This window comes from Marinoscillum furvescens DSM 4134, from assembly GCF_003386095.1.
Taxonomy (GTDB): Bacteria; Bacteroidota; Bacteroidia; order Cytophagales; family Cyclobacteriaceae; genus Marinoscillum; species Marinoscillum furvescens.
The window spans coordinates 172,139-180,545 of sequence record NZ_QREG01000002.1; the positions used below are offsets into that span (position 1 = coordinate 172,139).

Below are 8,407 nucleotides of genomic sequence, written 5' to 3' on the forward strand. Positions count from 1 at the left end.
TCTTTTTAGATTCGTATCACTTTCACACCTATCATGGCATCACATAGCATCAGCACCAGTGCCAAAATGAGGAAATAAAAGTATTTGTTGTCTTTGGAGTCTAGCTGCTTAGCGTCACGAAGCTCCCCTTCTATGTCGTTGATAGAGTTGATCAGGCGCTCCACATCATTGCGCGAAGCATTGATCTCAAAGTATTTACCACCAGTATCAGACGCCACCTTTTTCAAAGACCGATCATTGAGGCGGCTCACCACTTCCTCGCCCTTATTGTTTTTCTTAAAACCTCTTCGCGTCTGAATCTTACTTCCTCTTTCCGTACCTACGCCCAGCGTAAAGAGTTTGATGCCACTGCTTTCTATCTCTTCAGTTTCGGTTTCCTCACCAAAATCCTCACCATCACTGATAAGCACGATGATTTTCGATTTTTGTTGTGTTACCGAGGATTCTTCGCTGGTGAGTTTTTTGAGCGCCATGCGCAAAGGCGGACCAAAATCCGTTCCGCTATTGGGCACCAGATTCGTACTTAGTGCCTGTATAAACAGGTTGAGGGCATTGTTGTCATAAGTAAGTGGGCACTGCATAAAGGCTTCGTTGGAAAACATGATCAGCCCAATGCGGTCGGAGCTAAAAGCCTCCACGATGTTTTTGAGTTCAAATTTGACCTTTTCCAGTCGGGTAGGCTGTACATCAAAGGCATTCATGGATTCCGACAGGTCTACGCATACAAAGATGTCTTTACCTACAGATTTGATCTCACGCTTGGTCTCGCCAAAAGATGGCCCCAACAGTGCGGCGATGATCAGTGCCACATATAGCGATCGTATGGAAAACTTGATCAGCCACTTGCTGATAGGGATATTAAGTTTAGCTTTTATCCGCGCCAGTCGGATGACGTATAGCAGATAAAAGAGTGCAAAAAGCACTAATAGAATAATTTCGAATGTGTCGATGCTGTAAGCCCAATTCATAAGCGGCCCAAAAATACATAAGCGGGTGATATTGCCCAATTTGACGCAGTTTCATTTAACGAAATTTAAGGATCAGAGATATGTGGATATTTTTAGGATGCAAGGGTTAGCATTTTTAAAACGAAATACTATATTTGCAGTCCTTTTCAGGGTCAGCAGGCCGAAAGGGTGACGAAAGAGATCGTCTTTTGTCGAATAAATCAAGAAGAATAGCTTTATTTTTAAAGATAATTCAGAGTGAAAACTCACGGAGAGGTGGGTGAGTGGCTGAAACCACATGTTTGCTAAACATGCGTGCGGGAAACCGTACCGGGGGTTCGAATCCCCCTCTCTCCGCTTTTAAAATCTAAACTGGTTTGACCAGTCGGCGGTTCCATAGCTCAACTGGATAGAGCAACTGCCTTCTAAGCAGTAGGTTCCAGGTTCGAGTCCTGGTGGAATCACTTAGTTATCAAGCACTTACAATAAATATTTTGTAAGTGCTTTTTTTGTTTACATACATTTTGCTTTATCTGCCCTCTCTCCACTTTTAAAACCTAAACTGGCTTGACCAGTCGGCAGCTCCATAGCTCAACTGGATAGAATAATTCCTCCTAAGCAGTAGGTTACAGGTTCTGCCGCAGGCATTCCCGAGGAAGAGTCCTGGCTTGGGCAGCCTCACCTAGCCGGTCGCACCTAGGCGGCCCCGAGGAATCACTTAGTTATTAAGCACTTACAATAAATATTTTGTAAGTGCTTTTTTTTTGTTTTCATACATTTTGCTTTATCTGCCCTCTCTCCACCTTTAAAACCTAAACTGGCTTGACCAGTCGGCAGCTCCATAGCTCAACTGGATAGAATAATTTCTACTAAGCAGTAGGTTCCAGGTTCTGCCGCAGGCATTCCCGAGGAAGAGTCCTGGCCTTGGCGGCCCCACCTGGGCAGCCCCACCTTGGCGGCCCCGAGGAATCACATCATATTAAAGCACTTTCGTTAATTCGAAAGTGCTTTTTTTGTTTACATACATTTTGCTTTATCTGCCCTCTCTCCACCTTTAAAACGGATCTATCTGAAAATCTGTGGTGAAATTGGATTTAAAGAGGGACGGGCCTTAGTTCATTTTAGGTTTTCCGGATGAAAATCAGATTACAAATAAATACTGTCTGAGCATATGTCAAATATCAAAATCATTACGGAAACGAAAATGCGAGTTTATTTATTTGCTGATTTTCATTTGGAAAAGCGTTAAGAAATGAATTCGGCCCTAGATTTTTGCTACTTTTCATCAATGGAAAAGTAGGGCCTCATAAACTAATTATTGAAAGCTAAATGCAATCAGTAAAAGGACAGACCCTTACAAACAAAGGCACAATTAAACACACTGAGCTATGGTTTGACCCGGCACCCCTGCGGAAGAGCCCTGGCTTGAGCAGCCCCATCTAGCCTGTCGCACCTAGCCGATCGCAACTGGGCGGCCCCACCTGGCTGGTCGCAAGAAATCACATCACACTAAAGCACTTTCGTTAATTCGGAAGTGCTTTTTTTGTTTACATACATTTTGCTTTATCTGCCCTCTCTACGCTTTTGAAATCTAAACTGGTTTGACCAGCCCCGATCGAGCGCGATTGCATCGCGATCGTAATGTCAGTATTTAAGCTGCTGACTAGAATGGGAAGGGAAGAAAATAAGTAATAAAAAAACAGTTCGATCTGAGATTATGCTGGCATAAAGAGTTTAGTAGATATAGAAATAATTGAGTAGACAGCTTTGCATGCCAAGGTTTGTGCACGCATTGCAAATGCGCGCGGACAGGGTGGTTCTACAGAGCCACTGACTTGTAATCAGTTGGTCTCAAATTCTGCCGCAGGCATTTCCGTGGAAGAGTCCTGACTTGGGCAGCCCTGCCTGGGCGGCCCCACCTGGGCGGCCCCACAGCACTTTTCACAACTTTCGGAGGACACGTGAAGATAAAAGCACCGCGCAGCTACTTTCATCACCTCATAATACAATACAGGCTTACTTTCGTTCAATACAACCTGCTTATCGAGCATATTTAGCGTCTACCGAATTCTACCTGCCAATCATCGACTTTTACTCCCATTTTGAGAAAAGAACAAACATCTTAGCATTATCAATTTCAATTAAACAACAATTAAAATGAAACAAACAGCTAAACAACACGCCCCCGTACAATCGTCCATTGGCTTTTTCTTATCAAAAAAAGAAGTCAATAAAATAAAGACAAATGCTATTTTATCTGTGCTCGTTATTGCGCTTGGTCATATCATAGAATCTATAGACAAATTCATTTAATCAGTTTCTTTCCAATGAAACCTTCTCAAAAAACCATATCAAGCAGGCCTTTCGTCCAATATTCTAAGGAAACTACTGTGAAGCATTCTCAGAACGATTGGAAGCTCACGTCCACACAAAAGCAAGGATTGGAAAAGGCTCTGCTGTGGATTCAATGGTCTATCATGATTCTGATGCTGGTTAGCGGACTTTTCAACCTCTAATAAGCCAATTACAGAATACTTTCCCAACAATATTCAGTTTTATCATGTTATACTACTATTTCAACGTGTATAACATTATGAAAACCTCTTACGACCCCAACAATACTACGTCTTACATCAAGAGAGGCGCCAGACTCAAAAGTTCGGACAACAAACTTTTGAAAGTCCAGCTTACCTCCAGTCTATATTGGATTCAGTGGCTAACCACCCTCACTTTTCTTTGGATAGCGCTAACAGAGGCGCTGTAGGTTTATTCCCAATTGCCAAAGATCCAGTTACCTGGCTGAGACGGATCATCTGACAGTAAGAACACCTCAAACGCGTGTAGCAACTCATTACGCGAAAGCTTATCATCCTTATTGAGATCCAGCTTTAAGAAAGACTTTGCAGAATACTTAATATCTATTCCGTAGACAACAAACATATCTACGAACTCATCAGTGGATATGTACCCATCATGGTTTTCATCAAACAAGTCAAACAGAAAACCAATAATAAATTCTTTAAACTCTTCCAGCACCTCTTCATTCCCTTTGGAGATGATTTCCTCCTCCACGAAGTTCACCCATTCCTCTTTGGTGATGACCTGGTTTCCATTATGTGGTATAGCATTGAGGAAAGCATGAAAAAACCGTGTTGATTTTTCAGCCAAAAATTTATGTTTTTCACCTCCAGCTTCATACCCTATTCCCATTCGGATACGTTCTGCGATTTCCGAAAAATCATCTACGTGCAAAAATCCATTTTTATGGGAGTCTAGAAGCTCAAAAAAGTGCGCCAGTTTTTTACGCTGTACTTCAGTTATCATGGTTAGGTTTCTCTTTTAAACTATCAATATTCCGCTCCAGGGGCAAGAGCCCCGAAACTTAAGTAAATTTGGTGATTAGTGCAGCAGATTAATGTAACTATCAATCATTAAATTTATAGCCATGGACTATCAAGATGCATATTTACCCGTAGACCCTGACTTTGAAGATCTCATTGGTAAGGTGAAAGCACTAAACAAACCAGTGAAAATACATTATTTCGGACCTAAAGATACCATAGAAGTAGCATCAGGAGTACTGGGAACCCTCACAGGTAAGCAGGATGAGTACCTGAATGTGGATAAAATGCAAGTAAGGCTGGATAAAATCATCACACTGGCAGGACGCCCGGGGCCGGCTTATGACGCTTATGACAGCTATGCGAATGCTTGTCTGACGTGTGAAGATCTGGGGCAGTTTTAGAAACTGCCCACTTTTATGGTTTTACAATACCAATTTTGCGATGGATTAATTTCAAAAGAAATGTTCCAAGGCTTTCGTGCTTGGGGCTCTCCCCTCTTCCTTTCTGCTTCATATCACCTGTTTTTAAAATGAATAAATTGCTTTTGTTTTAAACCAACGAAGCAACCAGTCCCCTTATTGCCACCATAAATTCAATCGCATGAAATTCACTTCATCCCTTGCTCAGTTTACAGGGCCATCAGCCAAAGTTTATAGCCTACACATTCCCATCCCCGCAGATATAAAGGAGCAAATCCGAGCACAAGGCTGGAAAAGGGTAATGGGCTCTATCAACGGCAGCCCAGGCCACCAGTTTGGCATCATGCATAGTGCTGCATATGATTATATATTAGTTAGTAAGAAGTTTACCCAAAAATTAAATCTTGTGGTAGGTACTGCGCTCACCGTGGAGCTTCAAAAAGACGAATCTACCTATGGCATGGAGATGCCCGAAGAACTGAGTGAAATGCTTAATCAGGACCCTCTGACAAATGATTATTTTCACAACCTAACACCTGGCAAGCAACGAAACTTGATTTATTTAGTTACTCAAGTAAAAAGCACAAAAAGCAGAATGGCCAAAGCCCTGGCTATAGCAGATCATTTAGTAAATGCACAGGGCAAACTGGACTTTAAAGTGCTAAATGAACGAATCAAGTTTTACAATCAACAAAATAAACTGAAATAATGGGTGCCTACGACTTTGCTTCATATCGTGTGTTTACTGATCTCAAAAAAGGCTTGTATGGTAATGTGAGCACAGTAGTGCGAATACCTTCGGACACTCCAGAGACTCAATTGCAACAAATAGCTGCAGATCTGGCACAGCCCGCCACTACTTTTCTTTGGAAAGAAGAAGACACATGGAAAGTGCGGTGGTTTGCACCCGACAGTGAAATAAAACTATGCGGACATGGCGCCATGGCAGCAGTCGCCTACGCTATGGATTTCCTGCAAGCAGACAACTTCGAGATGCACTATTCTTCTGGTAAAATCAGTGGAGGAAAACACAACCAAACTTCCTGTTTCACAGATTTAAAGCCTATCCCCACGGAGCACGCCCTGGAAATACCAGAGTACTTACCAAAAGCCCTGGGCATACCTGTGGAAGCGTTTTACAAAACAGCCAACAAGCATCTAGTAGTGGCAAACTCAGAAACAGAAGTCCGCAATATGCGTCCGAACTTTGAGCTATTGAGGTCTTCAGATATTTTTGGATATGTAGTCACTGCACCGGGTAGCGAAATGGATTTTGTCAGCAGAACGCTCGTGCCGCATGTACAGCAGTTGGAAGATCATGCTACAGGTTCATCACATGCGATACTTATGCCTTATTGGAGTCAGGTTCTCAACAGGTCACACCTTACAGCGCAGCAGCTGAGCAAAAGAGGTGGTGCCTTTCAAGGAAAGCTTATCGGCTCTTCTGTGAGACTAATCGGTCAGTTTCAAAAAATCAATCAGGGAAAATTATGTTCACTTTGACGAAATTAAGCGCTGGCCTCTCACCTTATACTCTTTCAGTTCACAGCGCACCTTACCTATTTTCATTTCCGCCTCTATGCGAACGGGAATCCCCATGCCGTCTCGCTCCAGGATCCATACTTCTACAGCTTTCTCCTTTGGAAAAGTACCTGATACAGGAAACAAGCCGTAGAATTTGTGGGTGATTACTTTTTTGCCGTCAAACTTTATTTTGTCCACTCCCCCGTATTCCATTCCAAAATCATAGAGCTTATCCACCCAATAAGTCTTCAATAGTAGTGAATCGCCTGGTTCAAATCCTGACCAAAGTTTGCTACGCAAATACATATACGTCCCATGCAGGTCATAAGTATCCGCTGTGAGGCCTACCGTGAAAGATTTCAGCTTACTGTCTCCATCTCGTTGTTTCACCACTTTCACATCAGTATCCATGCGTTTGTAGTCAAACACATTCCATTGGTCTTCTTTCCCTTTTCGGTCATTGATATGTTTTTCAGACTTGATCGTTTTGTAATTATCCACATTCACCAGGCCTGAATAAGAATTTTCTATACCAGCTAGCCAGCTAAACAATCCTACAGTACCTGCCTGGATGGTATTCTGATAATAGTGCTGGCCGTCTACTTCCACCAAACTATCGCCCAGGCTCATGCTAGCTTCCCCTAAGGCAAACCACCCATACGAAATCTTAAAACGTATTTCTTCCCCTAAAGCAAAATCTTGATTTACATACTGTTGTCCAAACACAACTTTCGTCGATAAGACGGTCAGAAAAAATGCCAGATTCAATATTTTCATCATATTTACATTCTTGAGGACTGGTGGTACAAAAACTAGGCCTTATTTTACAACAGCGATAATTAACCAGCAATATACCATGATGGACCCATCAATCCTGATCGAATTAAAATCATTTAAAATGCCTTTTGGTAAGTACAAAGGCATGCCCATTTGTAAACTACCTGAAAACTATCTGGTTTGGTTTAAATCCAAAGGATTTCCTGAAGGTAAGTTAGGCATGCTACTAAATACCATGTACGAAATCCGGCTAAACGGACTGGAAGACCTTCTTGTAAGAATAACGCCTCCAAGATCGTGAAAGCTACAAACATCATTTCCCTGACACTACTATGGGTAGTGGCCGCATGTTCGTCTCAGCAGAGTAAAGAGAGTGCAGCATCGAGAGTAGAGTCTGTAACTCCCGAGGAGTTTAACACGTACCTGCAGGATGAGGAGTTACAACTGATAGATGTCAGGACTCCTAGAGAATTCGCAACCGGCTATATAGACGGGGCTGTCAATATGGATGTCACCTCTAAAAACTTCAGTGTTCAAATAGAGACACTAAATAAGGATAAAGCTGTAGCAATATACTGTGCCAGTGGAGGCAGGAGCAAGCGAGCAGCAAGCAGACTAGAGGCTTTTGGGTTTACCAAAATCATCGAATTGAATACGGGTATCAACGGCTGGTCTGCAGCTCAATTCCCATTGAAGCGGCCATAGGCCACATTCATACAACATTTTTTCACAATGCAAAAACTGGACTGAATTTTGCATTGTTGTATTTCAAACTTACAAAAATGAGAAAAATACAATTATTTCTATTTATATTCTCAACCCTGACAGTTTCATCTGTTCATGCACAAGACGCAGAAGAGTCTCTTGGTGCCACTATCGATAAGCTAACTTATGCCTGGGACCTTGAAGCTGAAAACTTAAAAGACTATGAAGGCCTAACTAACTTCTGTGTAGATAAAGCATATCGTTTTGAGCTCATAGAATTACTGGAGGACATCCACCATTACGATTCTGTGCTTTACAAGCGGTTAGTGAAAGCCTCACGCTTCAACAAAACTCGAGAGATCAAAAAAACGCTCAAAGAAATCGAGACGTTCGAGGAAGAATATAGCATGAAGACGTTTATTCACTTTCTTCATGAGGAGTGTAAAACCCGATCTGAGATAGAGTCACACAGTGAAGAGCTAAGAAATGACATTGGCGCCAACTCGTATGATGGAAAAATATACATGGTGGAGACAGAGCTAAATAAGTTTATCAAACACATTACCAAGCGTTTGGACCACATTCGCGATCACGTGCATCACCTTCATATTGAATAGTTTCAAGGTTGGTATTCTGATGAACCGATATCATTGAATGCCCGCCACAAAAGCACTAAAGTATAGCATATAAA

The 8,407-nt window shown here is 42.1% G+C and carries 12 protein-coding genes and 2 tRNA genes; 11 read left to right on the plus strand and 3 right to left on the minus strand.

Features of this window, described 5'->3' with window-relative positions:
- Nucleotides 1-5 precede the first annotated feature (5 nt).
- Nucleotides 6-968: a vWA domain-containing protein gene (locus tag C7460_RS03240; protein ID WP_115866641.1), complete on the minus strand. Its 963-nt coding sequence runs from the start codon at nt 966-968 to the stop codon at nt 6-8.
- Nucleotides 969-1,217: 249 nt separating this feature from the next.
- Here C7460_RS03240 and C7460_RS03245 point away from each other — a divergent pair.
- The 5 genes from C7460_RS03245 (at nt 1,218) to C7460_RS03260 (ending at nt 3,711) form a co-directional block, all read left to right on the plus strand.
- Nucleotides 1,218-1,304: transfer RNA gene (locus tag C7460_RS03245), tRNA-Ser, on the plus strand.
- Nucleotides 1,305-1,337: 33 nt separating this feature from the next.
- Nucleotides 1,338-1,411 (plus strand) — tRNA-Arg (locus C7460_RS03250).
- A 1,693-nt stretch (nt 1,412-3,104) separates the two neighbouring features.
- On the plus strand, nt 3,105-3,260 hold the full coding sequence (locus C7460_RS23990; RefSeq protein ID WP_221409434.1) for a hypothetical protein: 156 nt from the start codon (nt 3,105-3,107) through the stop codon (nt 3,258-3,260).
- Nucleotides 3,261-3,337: 77 nt separating this feature from the next.
- On the plus strand, nt 3,338-3,463 hold the full coding sequence (locus tag C7460_RS24345) for a hypothetical protein (RefSeq protein ID WP_262511839.1): 126 nt from the start codon (nt 3,338-3,340) through the stop codon (nt 3,461-3,463).
- A 77-nt stretch (nt 3,464-3,540) separates the two neighbouring features.
- Nucleotides 3,541-3,711, plus strand: coding sequence for a hypothetical protein (locus C7460_RS03260; RefSeq protein WP_170147862.1), 171 nt, complete (start codon nt 3,541-3,543; stop codon nt 3,709-3,711).
- A gap of 2 nt (nt 3,712-3,713) precedes the next feature.
- Here C7460_RS03260 and C7460_RS03265 read toward each other — a convergent pair whose 3' ends face one another.
- Nucleotides 3,714-4,271: an EF-hand domain-containing protein gene (locus C7460_RS03265; RefSeq protein WP_115866644.1), complete on the minus strand. Its 558-nt coding sequence runs from the start codon at nt 4,269-4,271 to the stop codon at nt 3,714-3,716.
- 121 nt (nt 4,272-4,392) lie between these two features.
- Between C7460_RS03265 and C7460_RS03270 the strand changes: the two genes are divergently transcribed.
- From C7460_RS03270 to C7460_RS03280, 3 genes are all read left to right on the plus strand, one after another.
- The gene (locus tag C7460_RS03270; RefSeq protein ID WP_115866645.1) at nt 4,393-4,692 is read left to right on the plus strand and encodes a hypothetical protein; all 300 of its coding nucleotides are present in this window, start codon (nt 4,393-4,395) and stop codon (nt 4,690-4,692) included.
- 199 nt (nt 4,693-4,891) lie between these two features.
- Nucleotides 4,892-5,419: a YdeI/OmpD-associated family protein gene (locus tag C7460_RS03275; RefSeq protein ID WP_115866646.1), complete on the plus strand. Its 528-nt coding sequence runs from the start codon at nt 4,892-4,894 to the stop codon at nt 5,417-5,419.
- On the plus strand, nt 5,419-6,213 hold the full coding sequence (locus tag C7460_RS03280; RefSeq protein WP_115866647.1) for a PhzF family phenazine biosynthesis protein: 795 nt from the start codon (nt 5,419-5,421) through the stop codon (nt 6,211-6,213). The genes C7460_RS03275 and C7460_RS03280 overlap by 1 nt, the downstream gene beginning before the upstream one ends.
- Here C7460_RS03280 and C7460_RS03285 read toward each other — a convergent pair.
- Complete coding sequence (locus C7460_RS03285) at nt 6,205-7,014, minus strand: DUF3108 domain-containing protein (RefSeq protein ID WP_115866648.1); 810 nt, start codon at nt 7,012-7,014, stop codon at nt 6,205-6,207. The two genes, C7460_RS03280 and C7460_RS03285, sit on opposite strands and share 9 nt — an antisense overlap.
- A 79-nt stretch (nt 7,015-7,093) precedes the next feature.
- On the opposite strand from C7460_RS03285, the gene C7460_RS03290 reads away from it, so the two are divergent.
- The 3 genes from C7460_RS03290 (at nt 7,094) to C7460_RS03300 (ending at nt 8,333) form a co-directional block, all read left to right on the plus strand.
- On the plus strand, nt 7,094-7,312 hold the full coding sequence (locus C7460_RS03290; RefSeq protein WP_115866770.1) for a DUF3820 family protein: 219 nt from the start codon (nt 7,094-7,096) through the stop codon (nt 7,310-7,312).
- Nucleotides 7,309-7,716: a rhodanese-like domain-containing protein gene (locus tag C7460_RS03295; protein WP_170147863.1), complete on the plus strand. Its 408-nt coding sequence runs from the start codon at nt 7,309-7,311 to the stop codon at nt 7,714-7,716. The genes C7460_RS03290 and C7460_RS03295 overlap by 4 nt, the downstream gene beginning before the upstream one ends.
- Before the next feature lie 77 nt (nt 7,717-7,793).
- Nucleotides 7,794-8,333, plus strand: coding sequence for a hypothetical protein (locus tag C7460_RS03300; RefSeq protein WP_115866650.1), 540 nt, complete (start codon nt 7,794-7,796; stop codon nt 8,331-8,333).
- The last annotated feature ends 74 nt before the right edge of the window (nt 8,334-8,407 follow it).

Coding starts and splice junctions, on each gene's coding strand:
- C7460_RS03275 (WP_115866646.1), top strand. CDS start 4,892: ATGAAATTCACTTCATCCCTTGCTCAGTTTACAGGGCCATCAGCCAAA.
- C7460_RS03260 (WP_170147862.1), top strand. CDS start 3,541: ATGAAAACCTCTTACGACCCCAACAATACTACGTCTTACATCAAGAGA.
- C7460_RS23990 (WP_221409434.1), top strand. CDS start 3,105: ATGAAACAAACAGCTAAACAACACGCCCCCGTACAATCGTCCATTGGC.
- C7460_RS03240 (WP_115866641.1), bottom strand. CDS start 968: ATGAATTGGGCTTACAGCATCGACACATTCGAAATTATTCTATTAGTG.
- C7460_RS03300 (WP_115866650.1), top strand. CDS start 7,794: ATGAGAAAAATACAATTATTTCTATTTATATTCTCAACCCTGACAGTT.
- C7460_RS03280 (WP_115866647.1), top strand. CDS start 5,419: ATGGGTGCCTACGACTTTGCTTCATATCGTGTGTTTACTGATCTCAAA.
- C7460_RS03285 (WP_115866648.1), bottom strand. CDS start 7,014: ATGATGAAAATATTGAATCTGGCATTTTTTCTGACCGTCTTATCGACG.
- C7460_RS03290 (WP_115866770.1), top strand. CDS start 7,094: ATGGACCCATCAATCCTGATCGAATTAAAATCATTTAAAATGCCTTTT.
- C7460_RS03265 (WP_115866644.1), bottom strand. CDS start 4,271: ATGATAACTGAAGTACAGCGTAAAAAACTGGCGCACTTTTTTGAGCTT.
- C7460_RS03270 (WP_115866645.1), top strand. CDS start 4,393: ATGGACTATCAAGATGCATATTTACCCGTAGACCCTGACTTTGAAGAT.